Source organism: Streptomyces sp. NBC_00986 (genome assembly GCF_045162565.1).
GTDB lineage: Bacteria > Actinomycetota > Actinomycetes > Streptomycetales > Streptomycetaceae > Streptomyces.
The window spans coordinates 10,248,711-10,271,378 of sequence record NZ_CP108733.1 but is presented as its reverse complement, the minus strand read 5'-3'; the positions used below and the strand labels follow the sequence as shown (position 1 = coordinate 10,271,378).

Sequence of the window (22,668 nt, the reverse complement as noted above, 5' to 3'; positions counted from 1 at the left end):
GAAGCGTTCCCACCCCGCCTCTTTCCAACTCCCCCCGTTCACAGCCCGCGCGACCCAGGAGCCCTCCGTGTCAATGACGACCGAACCCTCCACCAGGACCGCCGCCACCGGTCCCGGCCTGACCACCGGCACCCTGGTCGCCGGTCTCCTCGCCGTCTGCCTCGCCCAGATCGGCCTGGCCATACCGGCCACGCTCAACGGGCTGTTCCAGTCCGACCTGAATCCGGTCGGCTCCCAACTCACCTGGATCTCCGACGCGTTCCTGCTCCCGGTCGCCGTACTGGAGCTGACCTTCGGCCTGCTGGGCGACCTCTTCGGCCGTAAGCGGCTGCTGGTCGGCGGCGCCGCTCTGCTGGCGGTCGGCGAGTTGACCAGTGCGACCGCCTCCGGCGTCCACCAGCTCTGGGCCGGGCAGGCCCTCGCGGGCCTCGGCGCCGCCGCCCTGTTCCCGACCTCGCTGGCGATCCTGGCCGCCGGCACCACCTCACCCGCGCAGCGCGCCCGGGTCATCGCGATGTGGGCGGCCCTGCTCTCCACCGGCGGATTCCTCGCCCCCCTGCTCGGCGGCGTCACCGCCACCTACGGCTCGTGGCGCTGGTCCTTCGTCGTGGTCACCGCCGTCGCCGTGGCGAGCGTCGCGGTCAGCGCCCTGTTCGTGGTCAACTCCAGCGCGCCCGAGGGCCGTTCACTCGACATAGCGGGACAGGTGACCATCGGTCTGGGCCTGTTCGCTCTGCTCTACGCCATCATCCAGGGCCCGACGGACGGCTGGGCCTCGCCCTCGATCATCATCGCCTTCGTCCTTTCGGCCGTGTTCCTCGCCGGCTTCGTCCTGGCCGAGAAGCGCGCCAAGTCCCCGCTCCTGCGCCTGGACCTGTTCAGCAACCGTGCCTTCGCGGTGGCCTCGATCGTGGCCGTGGTGGGCATGTTCGCCTTCCTGGGCACCGCCTACTCCGTCAGCATCCGGCTCGGCCCGGTGCAGGACCAGGCCCCGATGCGGACGGGCCTGGCATTCGTCCTGCTCAACGGCATCACGCTGGTGATGCTGCCGGTGACGGAACGGCTGCTGCGTACGGTCGCACCGGGGCTGCTCCTGGGCTCGGGGCTGCTGTTGATCGCGGCGGGCGACTACCTGGCGGCCACGCTGCCGATCACCGACACCGCCTTCACCTCGCTGATCGTGCCGCTGGGTCTGGTCGGCCTGGGCTTCTCGGTCACCGTCACCTCGATCACCGCGACAGCCGTCAACACCGTGCCGACCCACCTGGCCGGCATGGCCAGCGCCACCACCAACCTGCTCCGGGACTTCGGCTTCACCCTCGGCCCCGCCGTCATCGGCGCCGTCGCCCTCAGTCGCGCGGCCAGCAGTTTCTCCGGCTCCCTGCACGACTCCGCGCTGCCGCCGGCGCTGAAGGGCGCGGGCACGGCCGTACTGGAAGAAGGCGGGCCGCTCGCGGTGAACGGTGCTTCGGCGGCCTCACCGAAGCTGGCCGACCTGCATCCGCTCGCGCTGGACGCCCTCGGTCACGGCTACTCGATCGGCTTCGTGGTCTGCGGTACGGCCGCGCTGTGCTCGGCGCTGCTGGCGCTCGTCACGCTCCGGGGCCGTGCCACTTCGGATGGCGATGCGGCCTCACATGGCGACGCCGCTTCCGCGCAGCCGGAGTAGTCCAGGCAGTAGCGAACTCCCCTAAGGTCAACGGCTCTTGCGGACCCTCGCCGCCGCGCGGGCTTCCGCGGCCTTGCGGGCCTCGGCGGTCTTCCGGGTCTCCTTGCCCGCCCGGCCCGGACGGGTGCCCATGCCGCGGAAGGGGGCGTTGCCGGTGCTGGTCTTCGTCTCGGTCGGCGGGCGCTTGGCGCCGGTGATGGCGGTCAGCTTCTCCTCGCCGGAGCGGACCTGGGTGACGGTCGGGCGGATACCGGCGTCGGACATCATCCGGTTCACGTCGCGCCGCTGGTTGGGGGTGACCAGGGTGACCACGCGCCCGGACTCGCCGGCGCGCGCCGTACGCCCGCTGCGGTGCAGGTAGTCCTTGGCGTCGGCGGGCGGGTCCACGTTGACGACGAGGTCGAGGGCGTCGATGTGGATGCCCCGGGCGGCGACGTTGGTGGCCACCAGCACGGTGATCTCGCCGTCCTTGAACTGGCCGAGCGTGTGGGTGCGTTGGGGCTGCGACTTGCCGCTGTGCAGGGCGGACGCGCGTACGCCGCTGGCCCGCAGATGGCGGGTGAACTGGTCCACAGCGGCCTTGGTGTCGAGGAACATCAGCACCCGGCCGTCCCGGGCGGCGATCTCGGTCGCCGTCGCGTACTTGTCGGCGGCGTGGATGTTCAGCACGTGGTGTTCCATCGTCGTGACCGAGCCCGACGCCCGGTCGACCGACGCGTGCACCGGGTCGTGGAGGTGGTCCTTGACCAGCTGGTCGACGTCACGGTCGAGCGTGGCCGAGAACAGCAGCCGCTGCCCGTCGGCCGGGATCTGCGCCAGGAGGTCCGAGACCTGCGGCAGGAACCCCAGGTCGCACATCTGGTCCGCCTCGTCCAGCACGGTGATCCGCACATGGTTCAGGAGGCAGTCCCGGCGCGACACCAGGTCGGTCAGCCGTCCCGGCGTCGCGACGACCACCTCGACGCCGGTCCGCAGCAGCGCCTGCTGCCGGTTGATCGACAGCCCGCCGACCACCGTCGCGAGCCGTACCCCCATCGTCTTCGCGTACGGCTCCAGCGCGTCGCTGACCTGCTGCGCGAGCTCCCGGGTCGGCACCAGGACCACGGCGAGCGGCCGCTTCGACTCCGCCCGCCGACCCGCGAGCCGTACGAGCAGCGCGAGACCGAAGGCCAGCGTCTTGCCTGAACCGGTGCGCGCCCGGCCGAGCACATCGCGCCCGGCCAGCGCGTCGGGCAGCGTCGCCGCCTGGATCGGGAACGGCTCCGTCACCCCGAGGCCGGTCAACGTCCCGACCAGCTCGGGCGGCAGTCCGAGCGCGCCGAAGGAAACGGCCGGCGGCTTCGCGTTCATGGGGAACCTTCCTCAGTCCTGTGCCCGCAACGGCACCGGGGCCCGTACCCCTCGGTACGGGCCCCGGCGGCGTCGAAGCGTGCCCTCATTTTACCAGCGCGCCTCCGGCACGCCCGCCGCCGTGAGGCATGTGCGGGATCGCGGTCGGTGACCGCCTGCCCGCCAGTAGGCTGTGACAGCTGCGCCACCCCACCAACACCCCTTACCTCAAAGGGACATGGCCCGCAGCAGTCGAGTCGTTCCACTGCGTGAGGATGAAGCAACAGGTGCTGATAGCGGGCCGGTACCGGCTGAACACCACCATCGGACGCGGCGCGATGGGCGAGGTCTGGCAGGCGTACGACGAGATGAACGGCCGACCGGTGGCCGTCAAGCTCCTGCACTCCCAGAACTCCGAGCCCACCGCCACCGCCCGCTTCCGCCTGGAGGCCCAGACCGCGGGCCGGCTCAGCCACCCTCATGTGGTCGGCGTCCTCGACTTCGGCGAGCAGGAGGGCCGTCTGTATCTGGTGATGGAGCTGGTGGAGGGAGACAGCCTCTCCCACGTGCTCGCCCAGGCGGGCTCCCTGCCGGCCGAGCACGTGGCCCACATCGCCGCCCAGTCGGCCGCGGGGCTCAGCGCGGCGCACGACCAGGGCATCGTGCACCGGGACATCAAGCCCGGCAACCTTCTCCTCGGCTCCGACGGATCCGTGAAGATCGCCGACTTCGGCATCGCGCACTTCATGAACGACCCGAACGGCGCGCTCACCGCGACCGGCCAGATCGTCGGGACCAGCCTGTACATCGCGCCCGAGCGCGCCTTGGGGCAGCCCGCCGGGCCGCCGTCCGACGTCTACTCACTCGGCTGCGTGCTCTACCAACTCCTCACCGGACAACCGCCGTTCCGCGCCGGCAGCGCCATCGCCGTCCTCCACCACCACCTCGACACACCCCCCGTACCCCCGCGGGAACTCGGCGTCGGCCTCCCGCCCGCCTTCGAGAACTACCTGCTCGGCCTCCTCGCCAAGCGCCCCGAGGACCGTCCTACGGCGCGCCAGGTGGCCGAGTGGTTCGCCTCCGGCGCCTGGCGGGGACGCCCCGAGCCCCTCCCGGCGGCCGCACCGCGCCCCGAAGCGACACCGCCACCGACACCGCAGGTGACCTCCTGGGACGCGCCCGTGAAGCCCAGGACGAACGCGGCTCCCGGCTCCGGGGCAGGCCCTGGCTCCGGCTCTGTGACCACGTACGCCTTCCCGACCGCCGCCACCGGCAGCACCGCTCCGGCCCATCGGACCCGGCGCCGGCAACGAACGGGAGGCCGCGGCGTCGCCGTACGCCGGTCGAAGACGCTGGGCACGGTCGCCGCCGTGCTGATCTTCCTCGGGGCGCTGCTGATCGGCCTGACCTGGTTCTCCCCCGACCACAGCTCGGCGGACACGACACCGACGGATCCGCCCAGCAGCACGAGCCCCGCCACGGCCACGCCGTAAGTCACGCCCCGTGCAGGCGGGCCTCCCAACGGGCGTGTGAGCGGCGGCCGGTGAGACACCACAGGAGGCGGGCGGGTAGTGGCGCCTTGGTGAGGATCGCCCGCTGCTCCTCGGGGGTCGCCACCGCCATCAACGCGCTGAAGGCGCGCAGCAGATGCTTCTTCTCCAGCTTGGCCAGGCTGATCTCGCCGAGTTCCTCCCACTCGGCGACGCTCAGGTGTTCGGCGGCCAACGGGAGGATGGTGTGCTCCTCCTCGTCCATGTGGGCTGTCAACACCGAGCCCAGTTCGGTGAGTTGAGCCGCCACCTGCTCGCAGACGGGCGGCCGGGGATCGGCGGCCAGCCCGTCCAGCGCGCCCCTCACCAGGGTGACCAACTCTTCGAGCCGGTGGTGCTGTTCCGCCATGCGCGTGATCGCCTCGGCGTGCAGCGTCGTCCGGTCCGCGAGCCGGGGCCAGAGGAATTCGTCCTCGCTGGTGTGATGGGCCTCCAGGCCCATGAGCATGAACCGCACTGCGTCCACGACCAGTTGGGCCCGCGCGGTGTCGCCGGGCCGTAGCCCGCGCACCAAGTCCGGCAGTTCCGCGCAGGATTGGCGGAACGTACGATGCACCACCACCATGTCGTGGACATCCGGCTTCGAGATGACTACGTCAGACATGGTGCTCCCTAGCCCTTGCTCAGCTGGTCGTGGAAACGGTGTGCCAGGTCCGTCAGCTCGTCCGCGTCCCGCGCGGTCTGCTGCAGGTCGATGAGCACCTCGTCGGCGCCGGCCGCGTGGGCGGCGAGCAGGTAGTCCGAGACCTGTACGACCGTTCCCCGGTGCGGGACGGCATCGCTCGGCGCGGCCTCGGCCGTCACCACTGGGTTCACCCGGACCACGGTGCGCAGGGCGTCGGGGTCACGTCCGTCGGCCTCCGCGATCTGCCTGATCTGGCTGATGACGTACGCCAGTTGAGGCACCGGAAGTGCCACGCCCGCCCAGCCGTCCGCGCGCCGGCCGATGCGTTCCAGCGTGGCCGGGGTGAAGCCGCCCAGGAGGACCGGCGGGCGGGGGCGCTGTACGGGGAGCGTCCCGATGTGCGCGCTGGGGATCGTCCACAGAGCGCCCTTGTGCTCGGCCGACGAACCGGACCAGACGTGTTCGAGGACGTCCAGGATCTCCTCCAGGCGGGCCCCGCGACCCCGCCACGGGACGCCGATGGCCTCGTACTCGTCGGACGACCAGCCGAGCCCGAACCCGATGTCGAGCCGCCCCCCGCTGAGGATGTCGACGGACGTCAGCGAACGGGCCAGCAGCAGCGGGGAGTAGAAGGGCGCGTTCAGCGTGCTGGTCCCCAGGCGCAGCCGTCGGGTGGCGTGCGCCAGGAAGGACAGGGTGGCGATGGGGTCCAGGAAGGTGCGGTACTCCTCAGGCACGGGACCACCCCCGGGGTACGGGTCACGGGGCTCTGTCGGCACCAGGGCCCGGTCGCCCACCCACAGGCTGTCGTAGCCGATCGCTTCGACAGCGGAGGCGAACCCGGAGATCGTGGCGGGGTCGGTGAACGACCCGTACTGGGGAGAGCCCAGGCCGATTTTGAGCATGTCTGTCACCTGTTCGAGGAGTTCTGCGGTCCGTTATCGGCTCACCGTGCCGGACACGGATCGACACTCGATCAACGGCGCGTGAACGCGGGACCGGCCCAGTGAGCGGACGGACTCAGCGCTTCGCCGCTTCCCGCCGCAGGCGGTCGCTCACCTCGTACACATGCCGGGCCGCGGCGATGTTCACCTCGGCCTGGTCCGAGCTCAGTGCGGTGAACAGGCGGGCCACCTCCTGGAGGAAGTAGGCGGGGCTGTTCGGATCGTCCTCCGCGCCGGCGACGGTCTCCGACTCGGCGAAGAACGTGACGGCCTCCGAGGTCCGCCCCCGGTCCACCAGTACGACCGAGAGCAGCCGGGTGGCCATGAAGAACGTCAGCGGGTCGGCGCCGTCGCGCAGCCGTCGGATCGCCTCGCGCAGATCGGTCTCCGCCGCTGTGAGATCACCCCGGATGAAGGCGAGCCAGGCCCGGATGTGCCGGATCTGCGCCTTCAACGCCGGGTTGTCGCCCCGTTCGGCGGTCGCGACCGCCTGGTCCGTGATGCGTTCCAGTTCCCGCTGGTGCGCGGGTCCGGCGAAGAGTCCGCTCGACGCGATCACCGACAGAGCGGCGACGACGATCGTCGAGGCGCCGGGGACGTCGCGCAGCACCCGGGCGAACACCGAGACCAGCAGCGTGTGTTCGGCCAGCAGCCAGGTGCGCGCCTCCTCGGCGTCGGCGAACCGCAGCCCGGGCAGCGGCACCGAGAAGAGATGGATGCTGAGCGAACCGGCCCGCTCGGTCGCGCTCATGGCCTGGAGCAGGGTGGCGTGCAGGAACATCGTCAGCCGCACCAGCGCCGCCTCGCGGTCCGCGACGGGATCCTCGCGCTCGGCGCGCCGGGCGGCGAACGCCCGTACCAGATCGTGGAATCGGTAGCGGTCGGCCGAATGCGGTTCGAGCAGACCGGCCTCCACCAGGTGCTCGAGCTGTTCCTCGGTCTCGTGTTCCGGCTGGTCCAGCAGGACCGCCGCGACGGCGACCGGGAAGTCCGCAGCGTCGAGCAGGGCGCACAGGCGCATCGCACGGGCCCGGTCGGGGGCCAGGGCCCGGTACCCGACCTGGAAGGTGGCCTCCACCGACATGTCTCCGGCCCGCAGCTCGTCGAGCCGCCGTTCCTCGGCGCGCAGGCGCAGCAGCTGCGCGCCGAGCCCGCGTCCGGGACGAGCGGCCGTACGGGCACCGATGATGCGCAGCGCCAACGGCAACTGCCCGCACGCGTGGACCAGTTCGAGCGCGAGTTCCGGGGCGGCGGCGATCTCGGCGTCGCCGGTGAACCGGCCCAGCATGGCCACCGCCTCCCGCTGATCGGGCACCGGCACCTCGAAACGTGTCGCGCCCGGCGGTACGAGCGACCGGTGCCGGGTCGTGATCAGCGCGGCGTTGCCCGGTGTGCCCGGGAGCAGCGGGGTCACCTGGGCGGTGTCGGACGCGTTGTCCAGGAGTACCAGGATCCGGCGGTCGGCGGTCAGGGTGCGATAGGCCCCGGCCCGGGCGGTGGGCGTCGCGGGGATCCCGGCGGCGGGCATGCCGAGGGCGAGGAGGAAGTCGACCAACACGTCGGCGGGGTCTGCGGGTTGGCCTCCGTCACCTCGCAGGTCCACATAGAGCTGGCCGTCCGGATAGTCGCCTCGGATGCCGTGGGCGACGCGCAGCGCGAGCGCGGTCTTCCCCACGCCGCCGATCCCGCTGAGCACCGCGAGCGCGACGGCTTCCCCGCTGGGCCGCAAGGCCAGCCGGAGCCGCTCCAGCAGCCGCTCCCGACCGACGAAGTCGCCCGGCGCCGGGGGGAGTTGCTGCGGGCGGACGGCGGCCGGGACCTCCTCGACCTGCGCGGTCGCCGACCGGTCGGCTTCGGGGGCGGCGGCCGTGGCACCGGTCGATGTCGCAGGAGTCGATGTTGTGGGAGCCGTAGGACTGGTCGAGGCAGTGGCGCCGAACTCCGGTGCGGCACCGGCGAGTTGCCCCTCGGGACGCGGCTCGACGGCGTCGGGCTCGGTGCCGCTGAGGATGCGGGTCTGCAACTCACGCAGTTCCGGCCCCGGATCCATGCCCAGTTCGGCCACCATGGTCTCGCGGGCCGCGGCGTAGACCGCCAGGGCCTCCGCCGTCCGCCCGGCGTGGTACAGCGCACGCATGCGCAGCGCGTACAGGTCCTCGCGCAGAGGATGGTCGGCGATCAGGGAGATCAGTTCCGTGGCGACGCGGGCGTGGTCGCCCAGTTCGTCGGCGCAACTCAGCTGCGCCACCTGGGCGTTGAGCCGTAGATCGACGAAACGTCCGCGGTGGCGGCGGGCGTAGGGGCCGGGTACGCCGGACAGCGGCTCGCCCGACCACAGCGCGAGCGCGGCGTCGAACGCACGCAGGGCGGGGGCGGTCTGCCGTGCGGCCCTCAGTTCCTCGCCCTCGCGGACGAGCCGCTCGAAGCGCAGGGCGTCAACTGCCTGTTCCGGGATGCCGAGTTGGTATCCGCCCTGGGTGGTCTCCAGCCGGGACCGTTCCTCGCCCAGCGACAGGCGAATACGGTAGACGTATGTCTGCACCGAGCGCACCGCGTTGCCGGGCGGCTCTTCCCACAGCGCGTCGATGAGGTGGTCGAGGCCGCACTGGCGTCCTTCCCCGAGCAGCAGCCGGACCAGGACCGCCCGCTGCAGCGGGCTGCCGAGATCCAGCGCACGCCCGCCGTACCGACCGCTCAATGGCCCCAGCAGCCCGAATTCGTACCCGTCCACCGCTATTGCCACTTGACGGATTCTAGTGGCCGGACGAAAGGGAAGTCGTACCGGCGCCGATCGTGACCATGCCCGCCCGGGGATCCGCGAAAGGGAATCCAGGGCGGGCTGTGGTTATGGCCGGCCGTGCTGCCCGTGCCGTACGAGGGGCACGGGTCAGCCGCGGCGCAGCATCATGACGACAAGGACGATGACAATGATGACGACGACGGTACCGATACCTATGTACACGGGTTTCTCTTTCCTTTGGGGAGCGGCGACCCCTGGGTGCCGCAGAAAGCCGAGTACCCCCGACAAAGCCTTTCAGCCCCCTGCGGCACCATGATGGGGAAAGCCGCGGAAAACGAGCCGGGTTCTCCCGTTCCCCTCAGGTCATCGGCTCAGGTCAGCGGCGGTACGCGGCGCAGCGGACGGCGCGCTCCACCGTGGCGGCCATGGCCTGCTGGCCCTGGGCGTTCGGGTGGGCGGGCGCGGTCGGGGCCGGCGCGACCAGGGGTTCGATCCAGCGCTCGCCGGCCGGCTCGCACATGTCGTGTCCGACGGTCGGGGTGTAGGTGTCGACGTAGCGCGCGCCGTTCGCCGCCGCCTGGTCCGCGAGCATCGTGTTGAGCTTCTTCTCGGTGTCCCGCAGATAGGCGAAGTCGCCGGCGGCGAGCGGTACGGCGGAGCTGGTGCAGCCGGCCCCGTCGTCCGGGAACAGGTCGGGATAACCGACCACCAGGACCTTGGCGTACGGAGCCCGCTGCCGTACGGCGTCCAGCGCGGCGGTGATCCTGGGAGCGATGTCGTCGACGCGCTGTGCCAGCCGGTCGGTGCCGTCGCTCGTGAAGAAGGTCTGGCACGGGTTGCCCGTCGGGTCCTTCGACGTCAGTCCGGCGCAGGTGGCCAGATTGCTGGAGAAGCCGAGGTCGTTGCCGCCGATGGTCAGGGTCACCACGTCCGTGTCGGCGCCGAGTGCGTCGAGTTGCGGCGGTTGCGAACCCTGGGGTCCGGCCAGGGCCGTTGTGGTCGCGCCCGAGCAACTGACGTCGGTCAGCTGCCAGTTCCTCGCCGCGGCGAGGAGGGACGGATAGTTCTGGTCGGACCGCGCGCACGTGGCGTCGACCTGGGTCGGGATGCCGGGGCCGGATGCGTAGGAGTCGCCCAGCGCAACGTAGTCGACGCTGGTGGGCGCCGCGGGTATCGAGGCGGCGCTCGCCGCTGTCGCCCCCGCGGCGGCGAGGGCCATCGCGCAACACGTCACCGTGGCACCGCGCAACAGGCCTCGCCGGACCGGAGTTCTTTTGGTCTGCTCGCTGTTCAAGTCCATCCATTCGTCGGGCCCCCGGAGCGCTCGTCGAGTCGCTCGGCCAACTGGCGTCGGGTGCGGGGGCGTTGTGCAGGCGTGACGTCAAACGGCGGGGATGTCAGGGAGGTTCACTCATTGGTTGTGGCTGCGCCGGAGGTGGGACTCGGCATAGGCGTGGGCCCGGAAGGCGAGGACGGGGTCGTCGGAGAGCTGGATGCCGGTGGTGACACGGGTGGGGTTGAAGGCCTGCGTGTTCCAGGGGTCCTGGTCGTCGGCGGGTGCGGTGATCTCCAGTCGCCCGGCGGTGAACTCCTCACGGTGATCGGGCCAGACGGTGCTGGGGTCGTGGGTGGGGTCGTCGGGTTCCGCGAGCTGGATCCGCAGGTCGAACGCCACCGGTGCGTGTTCCAGGCGCTGGTGCAGTTCGTCGGTCAGGTAGTGGGCGGTGCGGGTGGCGGCGTCGGCGGCGGTCAGTTCGGCGCGTCCCGCCTCCGGTTCCCAGCGGTACCGCACGGGCCGCCTGGCGCCGTCCGCGTCGACCCAGATGAAGGCATGGATGGCCCAATAGGCGGCGGAGGCATAGCTGACGGGTATGGGCGGCTGCTGGGCGACGGCTTCCGCCAGGTGGGGATGGGCACCGACGAACGCGTGCACCCGGGTCAGGTCCGGCTGGTGGGTCACCGGGTCGGGGCGCAGGGCCTCGGTCAACTCCAGGAACTCCCTGGGCGTCGAGGCGACGAACCGGGGGACGCTGAGGGCGACGAGGTCGGTGTCACCGCCGTCGTGCAGGTGGAAGCGGACGGCCATGCCGCGGGTCACCGGAGCGGTGTCGGGCGTGTGCGGATCTCCCTCGGAGTTCGAGAACCGTACGGTCGCCGGAACCGGCCGCGTCTGCAGATGCGCGGCGGTGGTCAGCGCGGCCGCGGCCCCGCTGGGAGTGAAGGTGGCCCGGAAACCGGCCCCCCGGGCACTGGACCGGCGGTACCCGGGATGCCTCCCGCTCATCCGCTCCATGCTGTCGACGACCCGGACGGCAAGGGTCTGATCTGCGGCACTGCTTGACATGTCATTCCTTAGGAGACGAACCGATCACGGGACCAATGCGGTCTACGAGCCGCTCCGGGACCCGGTTCACTCGTTGCCGGGATCAGGTGCCACGATCGAAAGCAGCACGGGCACGGGACTCGGCGGGTCAGCGATGCCGGCCCGGGCCGTTCAGCACTCCGGTGAAACCGGCGAGCAGGGAAGGGTTGTTGGAGAGCCAGGCCCGCACATGGTCCGTCCCGACCGTGCCGCTGGGACCGGACTTGAAGTAGGCGTCCAGCTTGTCCAGCAGGGCGCCCACCGCCCGGCGGGCCAGTGGCTCACGTACCCGGTCGAGCGCCTCGCCTGCGCGGTCCATCCACAGCCGCGCGTCGCCGGACGCCGAGGGAACGGGCGGGCCGAACGTCGTCACCGCCACCAGGCCCACGGCGGCCATCGCCCGGCGGTCGAGCGGCGCCGTGGGGCTGTCCCAGACGTCGGCGAAGATCGTCTGCGCGTCCGAGAAGCGGCCACCGTAGAACGCCAGTGTTCCGCGCAGGACGGCCGCTGCGGCTCGGAGGTCGTCCGCGCTCAGTTCGTCCGCGAGGCGGACCACCTCCGAGAGCCGGTCCTCGGCCGTCCCGACCGCTCCCGCCGCGATGTCCAGGCACACGATCCTGAGCGCGGCGTACGCGTACTGACCGCGCGCGCCGATGGAACGGAGGATGCGTGCCGCCTCCGTCCAGTGCGCGCGGGCGCGGTCGCGGAGGCCGGCGCTCTCGTCCGCGTCGCCGCGGAGCGTGAGGGTGCACGCCCTGGCGAAGTCGTCGCCGGAGGCGACGGCCGCCTCGACGGCGGCCCTGCCGTGGCCGCGGGCGCCGTCGATGTCGCCGAACTGGAGGCAGTACGTCGTCCAGTTGGTCAGGAGGATCGCCCGGTCCCAGTGGAACTCGGTGCCCGCGACGCCTTGTTCGGCCCGCACGAAGAGTTCCGCCACGTCGTCCTGCCCGGTCAGCATGGCGTGGAGCGGCTCGTAACAGGGGCCCAGGACAGCGAGATCGGGGTTCTTCGCCTCGCGCCAGACCTCCTTGAACCGGTCGATGAAGTAACCGCCCTCCACGTATCGACCGACGACGTGGTTGAGCCAGACGAGCCACGCGAGGGCGTAGAAGAGGGCGAGCTCGTCCTCCTCAGTCGGCTCCACGGCGGGCAGTTGCCCTTCCGCAGCCGCCGCGTCACAGGTCCGCAGGCTGCGCTGAAGACGGTCGATGCCTTCTTCCTCACGGCCGCTGATGACCCAGTAGCTGCCCCGGCGTGCTTCCAGCGACAGCGCCTGCGCCGCTCTCGACCGGGCCATCATGAGGTCCGAGGCCGCCCTGATGTTGGCGGATTCCGCGGTGTGCCGCCTGATCAACTCCCCTTGGTCCTCGGGCGCGTTGGCGTCAGTGCTCTCGTGCACGAAACGCACGGCCCAGGCCATGAAGCGTTCCTCCGCCTCGGCGGCCCTTCCTTCGGCCCGGAGCCGGTCCAGCGCGTACTCGCGGACCGTCTCCAGCATCCGCAGCCGGCTTCCGTCTGGCGTCGAGACGGTGAACAGGAGGGATGTGTCGACCAGTTGGGCCAGTACCTGCAGGATCTCGTGGCGGTCCGCGTCGGGAAGGCAGATGGCCGTCTCGGCGAACTCGACGGAACAGCCGCCGACATACAGGGCGAGTTCCGTCAACACCCGCTGCTCGGTGGTGTCCAGGAGGGCGTAGCTCCAGTCGAGGACGGCCCGCAGGGTGCGGTGCCGGGCGGGAGCGGTCCGTTTCCCTTTGGCCAGCAGGGCGAAGCGGTTGTCGAGGCGGAGTTCGATCTCGCGCACCGGCAGCAACCGCACGTGCGCGGCGGCGAGTTCGACCGCGAGCGGCAGTCCGTCGAGTCTGCGGCAGAGCGAGCGGATGTCGTGCATCGCCGTCTCGTCCGCGGTGAAGGACGGGTCGATCATGAGGGCGCGGGTGCTGAACAGGTCCGCGGCCTCGCCGTCGGGCATCGGCGCCAGGGGATACAGCGTCTCGCCCGCAACTGCCAGCGGGGCTCTGCTCGTTGCCAGGACGGTGAGTGCGGGGCACCGGCCGAGCAGGACCGCCACGAGCGGGGCGACCGCGTCGAGCAGGTGCTCACAGTTGTCGAGCACGAGCATCGCCCGACGTCCGGCGAGGAACGAGGTGAGCCGGTGCACATAGTCGTGCGGCGGCTGGTCGGGCCGGACCGACGCGTCCGACAGACCGAGGGCTCCGGCGATCGCCGCGAGGACACCCGCGCCGTCGGCCGAGGCCAGATCGACCCACCACACGCCGTCGTACGAGGACTGCGTCAGCACGCACGCCTCAAGCGCGAGCCGGGTCTTCCCGACACCGCCGGGCCCTACGACGGTCACCAGTCGCCCGCGGCCGAGGGCGGCGCGCAACCCGTCGAGTTCCTCGGCTCGGCCGACGAACGGGCCGAGGGGGTGGTCGGGACCGCCTTCGCCGGGCGTCGGGTGGGGAGCGGGACGATCCGTCGGGCGGGAATCGGGATGCACCGAGGACAGCCGTACGGGGTCCGCAGTCGCCGTCCCGGGACGCTGGTCGCCCGCCAGTATCGCGTCGTGCAGGGCACGCAGTTCGGGGGAAGGGTCGGCGCCCAGTTCGGACCTCAGGAGTCTGCGGCCCGATTCGTACACGTCCAGCGCTTCGGCGTGACGTCCGCAGCGGTGGAGCGCGAGCATCAGGCGCGCCCGGGCACGCTCGCGCAGCGGGGCGGCGGACACAAGTGCCGTGAGTTCAGGGACCAGTTCAGCAGCGCGGCCGAGTTCGAGACCCGCCGCGCTCGCGTCCTCCTCTGCGCTCAGGCGCAGTTCCTCGAGGCGCAGGCGCTCGGCGTCGAAGACCCGGCCCTTCAGGTCGTCCAGGGCGCGGCCCCGCCACAGGGCCAGGCCCTGTCGTAGGACGTCCTCGGCCTGCCGGTACGCCCCCGCCGCCAGGTGCTCGCGGCCCTCGCGGACCGTCGTCTCGAAACGGACCGTGTCGAGCTCGTCCTCCGGCGCCAGTACGAAGCGGTATCCCCCGTACTGCGACTGCAACCGCCCGTCCCGGCCCCGGGTCGCGAGTGCCGCGCGCAGCTTGGTCACCTGGACCTGGAGGGCGTTGACCGGGTCCTTCGCCTCGCGGTCCTCCCACAGTTCGTCGATGAGGGTGTCGCGGTGGACGACCGCTCCCCCGGCCAGCAGCAGCCGGCCGACGATCGCGCGGGAGACGGCGCCCGGAAGAGCGACGGCACCGCTCCCGTCGGCCAGCTCCAGGCGGCCGAGCAGTCGCAGGTGCAGGGCGTCGTCGTTCATGTGTCAGCCTTCATCGGCGGTTCCGATGCTCGAAACCATGATTCCCAACCTGGATTCCGAGCATGCCCATGACCGTACGAGGCAGGCGGTGGTTACCCGCAAGGGATACTAGTACCCATTGGGTACTGTTGGCGTATGACCAAGACATCGGGCCTCTGCGAGGACCCCAAGAGCGTCTACTCCGCGGCCTGCCCCTGCCGCGACATGCTGGACCTGCTCGCCAACAAGTGGAGCGCCCTCGCACTCGGCGCCCTTGAGGACGGCCCCCAGCGCTTCGGTGCCCTGCGCGCCCGGCTGCAGGGCGTGAGCCCCAAGGTTCTCACCCAGACGCTGCGCCGCCTGGAGGACTACGGCCTGATCGACCGTGAGATCTACGCCGAGGTCCCGCCCCGCGTCGAGTACAGCCTGACCCCGCTCGGCAAGGACGCCTGCGCCCCGCTCTCCCATCTGCGCAGCTGGGTGGAGCAGAACATCGACCGGTTCCCGGAATCCGCCTGACCTCACGACACGCGGAGCTCCTGACAGCCTCCCTACCTCGATGGTTTCCATTGGGAAGCAGGATCCCTTGATGGTTACTACCTCCCGATAGGTACCTTGCGGGTCGTGGCCGCCGGTCCTCGTCGGTCCACCGCACGAGTCGAGGAGATCCATGATGAGTGAGACCTGGAAGTCGGCGACGATGCCCGCCGTCGCGTATCGCAAGAGCCTGCCGATCGATGACGCCGAGAGCCTGGTGGACGTCGAACTGCCCGTTCCGCAGCCGGGTCCGCACGATCTGCTGGTCCAGGTGGAGGCCGTCGCGGTCAACCCCGTCGACTACAAGGTCCGGCAGAGCAACGACCCGGGCGGTGAGCCCAAGGTGCTCGGCTGGGACGCCGCCGGCACGGTCGTCGCGGTCGGTGAGCAGGTCGAGTTGTTCGAGGTCGGCGACGAGGTCTTCTACGCCGGCGCGATCGACCGGCCGGGCACCAACTCCCGCTTCCACGCCGTCGACGAGCGCATCGTCGGCCGTAAGCCGAGCACGCTCTCCTTCGGTGAGGCGGCGGCGCTGCCACTGACCTCCCTCACCGCCTGGGAGGGGCTGTTCGAACGCCTCGGTCTGCGCGAGGGTGCCGCGGAGGAGACCGGCACGCTGCTGGTGACCGCGGCGGCGGGCGGTGTCGGGGCGATGGTGGCTCAGCTGGCCCGAGCCCTCACCGGCCTCACCGTGATCGGCACGGCTTCCCGGCCGGAGACCGTCGAGTTCGCCCGTCGTATGGGTGTCACACATGTGGTCGACCACCATCGTCCGCTGCCGGAGCAGGTGGCCGAGGTGGCGCCCGGCGGGGTCGACCACATCTTCGGCACCGCGGGTACGGACCGGAACCTCGCCGCGTACGCCGACATGCTCAAGCCGTTCGGGGGCCTGATCGCCATCGACGACTTCGGCCCCGTGGAGATCGGCCTGCTGAAGGCGAAGAGCATCTCCTTCCACTGGGAACTCATGTTCACGCGCTCGCTGTTCAGGACCCCGGACCAGGTGACGCAGCATCACATCCTCGATCGGATCGCCCAGCTCGTGGACGAGGGAACCCTGCGGACCACGGCCACGCAGGACCTCGGCACGATCAACGCCGCGCACCTCCGTGAGGCGCACCGCATCCTGGAGTCCGGCAGCACCATCGGCAAGGTGACACTCACCGGATTCTGATCCCGCTGTGAACCTCCTTCTTCCCCGCTCCGTTTACAGAGCGGATCCCCGTTCACAGGGTGGATCCCCGCTTACCGGGCGGATGAAGAACAGGCTTTCTCGTAACCATCGAAAGGTGACGGGCATGCAATTGACGAGGTTCACACAGGAGCAGAGAATTGGCCATCTGCTCAGCTGGGCACATGAATGGAACGGAACCACGCGAGGGCGAAGTATGTGGGCGTACTCCCTGAGCCTGGGGGGTTCTCACGCCCTTCTGAATGATTGGGTCAACAACGAACGCCTGATGAATCGCCTCACTCCGGAAGAGCGGAGTGCGGTGGAGGAAGCGCGTCGGCGGGCGGCTCGGCGTGAAACCGCTGCGGATCGGGTGGCTCGGTAACGGGGTATGTCTGTCCGCCATTACGGGACCGTGTGCCGAGAAAGGGAGCGCCGAGGATGTCGGCGCTCCCGCTCCGCTTTCCGGGCGGACGTCACGCTCTTTCAGCGCCGCCGACCGCTCACGGGGTGTACCCCCGCTCGGCCAGCGCGGCCCGAAGTGCTCTCAGCGCCAGGTGCGTGCGGGACTTGACCGTGCCCGGCGGTATGCCCAGTGTCTTCGCCGTCCGGGCCACCGACTGGTCCAGGAACTCGACGTGGACGAGGATCTCGCGATGCTGCAACGTCAGGTCCGCCAAGGCCTCGCGCACGATCTTCCTGGTGAGGGCCGGATCCATGGACACCGGACCGGGCATGTCGTTCAACGCGGTGTCGATCGTCTCCGGCGGTCTGGCCTTCCGCGCCCGGTAGCCGTCGATGACGAGGTTGCGGACGACCGTGACGAGCCACGGCCGGATGCCCTCCGCCTCGGGATCGAGGATGTCGGCGTGCTGCCAGGCGCGCAGGACGGCCTCCTGGACCAGGTCCTGGGCCTGATGGCTGTCGCCCCAGAGCAGTCCGGTGGTCACCCTCAGCAGGAACACCCCGTGTTTGTCGTAGACGGCGCGGATGAACGCCTCGTCGCGCGCCGTGTCGCGCGGTGCGCCGGGCCGGTCCGGCCGTACGTCCCGGATTCCTGTGTTGTGCCTCATTGCCACGTTCCCCCGATGCGCCGCGGGTCGATGCACGGCGCGCCAATTCGTTGAAAGCTGAACGGGGAAACCTTCGGGGGGACCTCTTGCCGACGGCTTGATGTCCGCTTGCCTGGCCGGTGTCCGCGAGGACAGGCGTAGGACAGCTGCGGGAAAGGCGCGGGAAAGGGCACCACCGCCGGGCACGCGGACATGCGCTACGGGCGGGTGGGGGCCGGTGTTCCGGGGATGCTCAGGAGCCGGGCGCCCCCGGGATCTCCGCCAGGGCCGCGCGGACCGCCGCTTCCCGCAGTCCGGGGAGCTTCCCGGACCAGTTGCCGAGCATCTCCTGGACGGGCAGCGTCCGGACGGCGGCGAGAGTGGTGCGGAGCCCGTCCACGTCGGCCGCACACGCCGGGCACTCCCGTACGTGGCCGTCGACGCGTGCCGCGTCCGCGGGATCGAGGGCCGCCACGGCGTACGCGGCCAGTTCTGGTCTGTCCTGCTCGCAGTTCACCGCGGTTCACCGCTGTTCCGGAGCGACGTTGTGGTTGTTGACCCGGAACAGGTTGCGCGGGTCGTAGTGCCGCTTCAGGACCCGCAGCCGTTCCAGGTCGTCGGCGGTGAACACGTTCTCCGCCCGGTCGTCACGCCCGGCAAAGTTCGTGTACGCGAGCCCCGTGGACCAGGGGCTCAGGCGCTCGACCATCCCGCCGAGCACGGCCATCCCGGCGTCGACGATCTCCGGCGGTCCGACGGTCGCTCCCCACACGCTGAAGACGGCGTCCCGGGCCGCGATGGGGCTCGCCGCGATCGGCCGATGGGCCAGCGCCCCGCCGAGATGCCTGATCTCCAGGACCGTGACGAGTCCTCCGGCCGCCAACTGAGCGCTCTCGGCAAGGGAGTTGACTGCTTCGGTCGGCAACTCGGCCAGGAGGGCGCCCTGTTCCTCGTACGGGAAGGGATCGGCCGGGTCGGTGTGCACGAGGGCGAACGCGCCGTAGGGATGACGGCCGACCGTGTCGATGACGCCCTCGCCGATGGCCCGGAAGGGCGCGATGAGCTTCTCGGCCTCCTCGTCGGAGCCGAGGTGGGTGACCCGGACGTGGGCGAGGAAGCGGCCGCGCAGGAGTTCCGGAATCTCCGGTACCGGCGGGAAGTTGAGCAGCGCCAGCGAGCAGGTGAAGGCGTCGGGCGCGTCGCGGACCACCTCGGGGACGGCGCGGAGGACGGCCTCGACGTCATGGGCGGGGAAGTAGATTCCGCCGCCGTAGAAGGAAGTCACGGGGAAGAGCCCGATCTCCAGCTCGGTCACGATCCCGAAGTTGCTGCGTCCGCCGCGCAGGCCCCAGAACAGCTCCGGTTCCAACTCCGCGGAGACGCGGCGCAGTTCACCGTCCGGTGTGACGACCTCGATCGCCACGACATGGTCGGCGGCCCAGCCGTAGGACCGGCCGAGGAACGGGCTGAGTCCGCCGCCGAGTGTGAAGCCGACGACTCCCACCAGCGGGCTGGACCCGTTCAGCGGTGCCAGTCCTTCCGCCTGAGCGGGCTCGACGACGTCCGACCAGAGCGCGCCCGCACCCACCCGGGCCACGCCACGCTCGGCGTCGATCTCGACGTCGCGCATCGCACCTGTCGTGACGAGCAGGAAGTCGTCCGCGGCGGGGAACGGCTGGTGCCCGGTGGCCATGACCCCGATGGGCAGGTCACGGGCGGCGGCGAAACCGACCGCGGCCCGCACATCCGCGGCCGTGGCCGCGGCGACGACCAGGCAAGGCCCTTGCCGCGAGCGCGAGTTGAAGCCCGCGACCGCTTCCGCGTAGCCCGCGTCGTGCGGGGCGAACACGGATCCCTCGATCCGGTCGGCCAGTTCGGCGACGGTGTCCTCTCCGAGAACGATCCGCCCCTGGTACTCGGTCATGGTGCTGTGCCTTTCGTCGGAGAACCGGCCCTGTCCGACGGTCACTTGGCACAGCGAGGGACACGGCTCCGCGCCGTGACGCAATGCGACACGGCGACGGAGACATCCCGGGGACCAGGTGCCGTCTGGTCGCTGCTACGGCGGACACCCCGAAGAGGTTCACTGTCCGCGTACGACTCGTGGCCGACCCCGCCCACCGCAGCCGGAGTCGCTCAGCTGAAGGCGGCCAGCACGGAGGGGCTGTCCGCGAGCCAGTCGCACTGTGGGTGCGTCCCACCCGGCCGGTTCGTCCCGTGGTGGGCGTCCAGCCTGTCCAGCAACACGCCCACCGCGTGCCGGGCGAGCGGTTCCAGCAGTCCGGCGTGCGTCTGGCGCCCCCGGGCGATCCAGGCCCTCGCGTCGTCCGAGGCGGTGGGGGTCGGCGGACCGAACGTCGCGATGACCGCGAGACCGACGGCCGCGACGGCTCTGCGGTCGGGCGGCGCTCCCGGGCAGCGCCAGACACCGTGGAGAATCCGCTCCGCGTCCGCGAAACGGCCGCCCCGGACCGCCAGCACTCCGCGCAGGTTGGCCACCGCCGCCTGCAGATCGTCCGCACTCAGTTCGTCCGCGAGCCGGCTCACGTCCGCCAGCCGCCGCTCGGCCGACGCGAACTCCCGCTCGGTGATGTCCAGGCAGACCAGCCTCAGCAGCACATACGCCCAGCGGGTACGCGCCCCTACGGCACGCAGAATCCGGGCCGCTTCCGCCCACTGCTCGCGGGCCCGGGCACGCAGGCCGTCGCTCTCGTCCGCGTCGCCGCAGAGGGTGAGGGAGAAGACCCGGGCGAAGTCGTCGTCGGCCGCGCGCGACGCCGCCACGGCGATCAGCCCGTGCCGCCGGGCCCCCTCGGTGTCCCCGTGCTGGAGGCAGTGGGTCGACCAGTTCGTCTGCAGGACCGCCCGGTCCCAGTGGAATTCCGTGTGCACCACGGCGGCCTCCGCCAGGGCGAAGCGCTCCTCCACGTCGTCGTGCCCGTTGAGCATCGCGTGGAGCGCGTCGTAGCAGAGGCCCAGGACGGCGAGGTCGGGGTTCTTCGCGTAGTGCCACGCCTCCTTGTGCCTGTCCACATAGGAACTGGCTTCCGTGTGGTGTCCGGCCACGTGATGGAGCCAGGTGAGCCAGGCGATGGTGTAGAAGAGCGCCCACTCGTCGTCCTCGGTGGGCTCCGTGGTCCGCCGGCCCGCTGTCGCGTCGTAGGCCTGCAGACTGCGTTGGAGGCGGTCGATTCCTTCTTCCTCGCGACCGCTGATGAACCAGAAGTAGCCCAGCCGCGCCTCCAGCAGCAGGGCCTCGGCCTGCCTGGACCTGGCCGTCATCAGGTCCGATGCCGCCCTGATGTTGGCGGACTCCTCGGTGAGGCGCCTGGCCCACTCCCGCTGGTCAGGGGAGGAGAGTCCCGCGCTGCCGTCGCGGACGAAGCGGGCGGCCCACGTCATGAGGCGCTCCTCGGCCTCGGGGGCGCGGCCCTCCTCCCTGAGCCTGGTGAGCGCGTACTCGCGGACCGTCTCCAGCATCCGCAGCCGGTTCCCGTCGGGCGTGGAGACCGGGACGAGCAGGGACTTGTCGACCAACTGCCCCAGGACGTGGAGCAGTTCGGCACTGTCCGCCCCGGGCAAGGGAGTTGCCGCTTCCACGATGTCGAGGGAACAGCCGCCCACGTACAGGGCGAGTTCCGTCAGCAGCCGCTGTTCGGCGGTGTCGAGGAGGGCGTAGCTCCAGTCGAGGACGGCGCGCAGGGTGCGATGTCTGGCGGGCGCGGTGCGCTCCCCCTTGATCAGCAGGGTGAAGCGGTTGTCGAGGCGGGCCTCGATCTCCCGGACGGTCAGGAGCCGGACGTGCGCGGCGGCGAGTTCCACCGCCAGCGGCAGTCCGTCGAGCCTGCGGCAGAGGCGGCGGATGTCGTGCAGCGCCGCCGCGTCCGGGGCGAAGGACGGGTCGATCATCGCGGCACGGGTGCCGAACAGGTCCGCGGCCTCCTCGTCCGGCATCGGCGCGAGCGGGTACAGCACCTCGGCCGCGACCTCCAGCGGTGCTCTGCTGGTGGTCAGGACGGTCAGCGCGGGACACCGGCCCAGCAGGGTCGCCACGAGCGGGGCCACGGCGTCGAGCAGGTGCTCGCAGTTGTCGAGGGCGAGGACGGCCGAGCGCCCGGCCAGGAACGAGGTGAGCCGGTGCACATAGTCGTGCGGGGGCTGGTCCGGCCGGACGGCGGTGTCGGACAGGCCGAGCGCGGAGGCGACCACCGCGAGCATGTTGGCGTCGTCGGCCGGGGCGAGGTCGACCCACCACACGTTGCCGCAGGACGGCTGGACCAGCGCGCACACCTCAAGCGCCAGACGGGTCTTGCCGACGCCGCCCGGTCCCAGCACGGTCACCAGCCGCTCCCGGCCGACGACTTCGCACAGCGCGGCCAGTTCATTGCGCCGGCCGACGAACGGACCCAGCGGCCGGCTCAGGTTGCCTTCGCCGGAGACGGAGACGGAGACGGAGACGGATTCGGAGACGGATTCGGACGTCGACTCCCGGACATCTGCACGCGGCGAGGACGGTCGGTCCGGCAGGGTGACCGTCCCTTGGAGAGTCGACCCGCGCCCTTGACGAGACGGGTCCTTCCCCTGGAGAGAGGGATCGTGGCGGAGTATCGCGGCGTGCAGGGAGCGCAGTTCCTCCGAGGGAGCGGCACCGAGTTCGGACTTCAGCAGCCGACGGCCGGTGTCGTAGACCGCCAGCGCTTCCGCGAACCGACCGCAGCGGTAGAGCGCGAGCATGAGCCGGGCGCGGGACCGCTCGCGCAGCGGTGCGAGGGACAGCAGGGCCTGCAGTTCGGGGATCAGCTCCTTCGCGCGGCCGAGTTCGAGGCCCGCGGTGGCGGCGTCCTCCAGAGCGCCGAGCCGCAGATCCTCGAGGCGGGTCCGCTCGGTCTCGAAGACCCGTCCCTCCAGGCCGTCGAGGGCGCGGCCGTGCCACATCGACAGCCCCCGCCGTAGCTCGTGCTCGGCCTTCTCGTACTCCGCCGCCGCCAGGTGCTCACGCCCGTCCCGGACCGCGGCCTCGAAGTCGGGTACGTCGACCTCGTCCTCCGGGCCCAGGACGATGCGGTAGCCGCCGTGGTCGAACAGCAGGCGGGTGTCCTCGCCCCGCGCCGCGAAGGCCGCGCGCAGCTTGGCCATCTGGACCTGGAGCGCGCCGACCGGGTTCTTGGTCGTGCGCTCCTCCCACAGTTCGTCGACGAGGGTGTCGCGCTGCACGACCGCCCCGTGGGCCAGCAGCAGCCGTCCCACGATCGCCCGGGACACGGCGCCGGGCGGGACGACCACGCCGTTGGCGGTCACCAGCTCCAGGCGGCCGAGCAGTCGAAAACGCATGCCCGCCATCCTGCCGTGGCCGGCCGAAAGCCCCGAAGGGCTCGTCGGCGCGTCGCGGCGCGAGCGGTCCGGGTCGAC

At 71.1% G+C, this 22,668-nt stretch carries 15 protein-coding genes; 4 read left to right on the top strand and 11 right to left on the bottom strand.

Translation table 11 applies throughout. From position 1 onward, the window contains the following. The first annotated feature begins 73 nt into the window (after positions 1-73). On the top strand, positions 74-1,669 hold the full coding sequence (locus tag OG504_RS46210; protein WP_405995149.1) for an MFS transporter: 1,596 nt from the start codon (positions 74-76) through the stop codon (positions 1,667-1,669). Between the two features lie 27 nt (positions 1,670-1,696). Here OG504_RS46210 and OG504_RS46205 read toward each other — a convergent pair whose 3' ends face one another. Beyond that, complete coding sequence (locus OG504_RS46205; protein ID WP_405995148.1) at positions 1,697-3,019, bottom strand: DEAD/DEAH box helicase; 1,323 nt, start codon at positions 3,017-3,019, stop codon at positions 1,697-1,699. A 254-nt stretch (positions 3,020-3,273) separates the two neighbouring features. On the opposite strand from OG504_RS46205, the gene OG504_RS46200 reads away from it, so the two are divergent. Further along, the gene (locus tag OG504_RS46200) at positions 3,274-4,491 is read left to right on the top strand and encodes a serine/threonine-protein kinase (RefSeq protein WP_405995147.1); all 1,218 of its coding nucleotides are present in this window, start codon (positions 3,274-3,276) and stop codon (positions 4,489-4,491) included. A 1-nt stretch (position 4,492) separates the two neighbouring features. Here the strand turns inward: OG504_RS46200 and OG504_RS46195 are convergent, their stop codons facing one another. The 6 genes from OG504_RS46195 to OG504_RS46170 form a co-directional block, all read right to left on the bottom strand. Beyond that, complete coding sequence (locus OG504_RS46195) at positions 4,493-5,152, bottom strand: hemerythrin domain-containing protein (protein WP_405995146.1); 660 nt, start codon at positions 5,150-5,152, stop codon at positions 4,493-4,495. Positions 5,153-5,160: 8 nt separating this feature from the next. Then, a complete protein-coding gene (locus tag OG504_RS46190; protein ID WP_405995145.1) occupies positions 5,161-6,078 on the bottom strand; it encodes a TIGR03619 family F420-dependent LLM class oxidoreductase in 918 nt (305 codons plus the stop codon). A gap of 115 nt (positions 6,079-6,193) precedes the next feature. Then, the gene (locus tag OG504_RS46185) at positions 6,194-8,860 is read right to left on the bottom strand and encodes a BTAD domain-containing putative transcriptional regulator (RefSeq protein WP_405995144.1); all 2,667 of its coding nucleotides are present in this window, start codon (positions 8,858-8,860) and stop codon (positions 6,194-6,196) included. 373 nt (positions 8,861-9,233) lie between these two features. Next, a complete protein-coding gene (locus OG504_RS46180) occupies positions 9,234-10,157 on the bottom strand; it encodes an SGNH/GDSL hydrolase family protein (RefSeq protein ID WP_405995143.1) in 924 nt (307 codons plus the stop codon). A gap of 111 nt (positions 10,158-10,268) precedes the next feature. Beyond that, positions 10,269-11,201, bottom strand: a complete 933-nt coding sequence (locus tag OG504_RS46175; RefSeq protein ID WP_405995142.1) for a catalase family peroxidase — start codon at positions 11,199-11,201, stop codon at positions 10,269-10,271. Positions 11,202-11,328: 127 nt separating this feature from the next. Then, a complete protein-coding gene (locus tag OG504_RS46170; protein WP_405995141.1) occupies positions 11,329-14,520 on the bottom strand; it encodes an AfsR/SARP family transcriptional regulator in 3,192 nt (1,063 codons plus the stop codon). A 135-nt stretch (positions 14,521-14,655) separates the two neighbouring features. Between OG504_RS46170 and OG504_RS46165 the strand changes: the two genes are divergently transcribed. Both OG504_RS46165 and OG504_RS46160 read left to right on the top strand, forming a co-directional pair. Beyond that, on the top strand, positions 14,656-15,018 hold the full coding sequence (locus tag OG504_RS46165) for a winged helix-turn-helix transcriptional regulator (RefSeq protein WP_405995140.1): 363 nt from the start codon (positions 14,656-14,658) through the stop codon (positions 15,016-15,018). Positions 15,019-15,172: 154 nt separating this feature from the next. After that, positions 15,173-16,210 carry a zinc-binding alcohol dehydrogenase family protein gene (locus tag OG504_RS46160; protein WP_405995139.1) on the top strand — a complete coding sequence of 346 codons (1,038 nt, stop codon included), beginning with the start codon at positions 15,173-15,175 and terminating at the stop codon, positions 16,208-16,210. A 500-nt stretch (positions 16,211-16,710) separates the two neighbouring features. Here the strand turns inward: OG504_RS46160 and OG504_RS46155 are convergent, their stop codons facing one another. From OG504_RS46155 to OG504_RS46140, 4 genes are all read right to left on the bottom strand, one after another. Then, entirely contained in the window at positions 16,711-17,280 is a 570-nt protein-coding gene (locus tag OG504_RS46155; RefSeq protein WP_405995138.1) for a sigma-70 family RNA polymerase sigma factor, read from the bottom strand. Between the two features lie 232 nt (positions 17,281-17,512). Continuing rightward, a complete protein-coding gene (locus OG504_RS46150; protein WP_405995137.1) occupies positions 17,513-17,776 on the bottom strand; it encodes an anti-sigma factor family protein in 264 nt (87 codons plus the stop codon). Between the two features lie 6 nt (positions 17,777-17,782). Beyond that, positions 17,783-19,183 carry an FAD-binding oxidoreductase gene (locus OG504_RS46145; RefSeq protein ID WP_405995136.1) on the bottom strand — a complete coding sequence of 467 codons (1,401 nt, stop codon included), beginning with the start codon at positions 19,181-19,183 and terminating at the stop codon, positions 17,783-17,785. Between the two features lie 212 nt (positions 19,184-19,395). Further along, positions 19,396-22,590 carry an AfsR/SARP family transcriptional regulator gene (locus OG504_RS46140; RefSeq protein ID WP_405995135.1) on the bottom strand — a complete coding sequence of 1,065 codons (3,195 nt, stop codon included), beginning with the start codon at positions 22,588-22,590 and terminating at the stop codon, positions 19,396-19,398. Positions 22,591-22,668 lie beyond the last annotated feature (78 nt).

Excerpts from the sequence above, each read along its gene's own strand:
- OG504_RS46155 (WP_405995138.1), bottom strand. The coding sequence starts at position 17,280 with ATGAGGCACAACACAGGAATCCGGGACGTACGGCCGGACCGGCCCGGC.
- OG504_RS46160 (WP_405995139.1), top strand. The coding sequence starts at position 15,173 with ATGAGTGAGACCTGGAAGTCGGCGACGATGCCCGCCGTCGCGTATCGC.
- OG504_RS46165 (WP_405995140.1), top strand. The coding sequence starts at position 14,656 with ATGACCAAGACATCGGGCCTCTGCGAGGACCCCAAGAGCGTCTACTCC.
- OG504_RS46180 (WP_405995143.1), bottom strand. The coding sequence starts at position 10,157 with ATGGACTTGAACAGCGAGCAGACCAAAAGAACTCCGGTCCGGCGAGGC.
- OG504_RS46205 (WP_405995148.1), bottom strand. The coding sequence starts at position 3,019 with ATGAACGCGAAGCCGCCGGCCGTTTCCTTCGGCGCGCTCGGACTGCCG.
- OG504_RS46145 (WP_405995136.1), bottom strand. The coding sequence starts at position 19,183 with ATGACCGAGTACCAGGGGCGGATCGTTCTCGGAGAGGACACCGTCGCC.
- OG504_RS46200 (WP_405995147.1), top strand. The coding sequence starts at position 3,274 with ATGAAGCAACAGGTGCTGATAGCGGGCCGGTACCGGCTGAACACCACC.
- OG504_RS46210 (WP_405995149.1), top strand. The coding sequence starts at position 74 with ATGACGACCGAACCCTCCACCAGGACCGCCGCCACCGGTCCCGGCCTG.
- OG504_RS46190 (WP_405995145.1), bottom strand. The coding sequence starts at position 6,078 with ATGCTCAAAATCGGCCTGGGCTCTCCCCAGTACGGGTCGTTCACCGAC.
- OG504_RS46170 (WP_405995141.1), bottom strand. The coding sequence starts at position 14,520 with ATGAACGACGACGCCCTGCACCTGCGACTGCTCGGCCGCCTGGAGCTG.
- OG504_RS46140 (WP_405995135.1), bottom strand. The coding sequence starts at position 22,590 with ATGCGTTTTCGACTGCTCGGCCGCCTGGAGCTGGTGACCGCCAACGGC.
- OG504_RS46175 (WP_405995142.1), bottom strand. The coding sequence starts at position 11,201 with ATGTCAAGCAGTGCCGCAGATCAGACCCTTGCCGTCCGGGTCGTCGAC.
- OG504_RS46195 (WP_405995146.1), bottom strand. The coding sequence starts at position 5,152 with ATGTCTGACGTAGTCATCTCGAAGCCGGATGTCCACGACATGGTGGTG.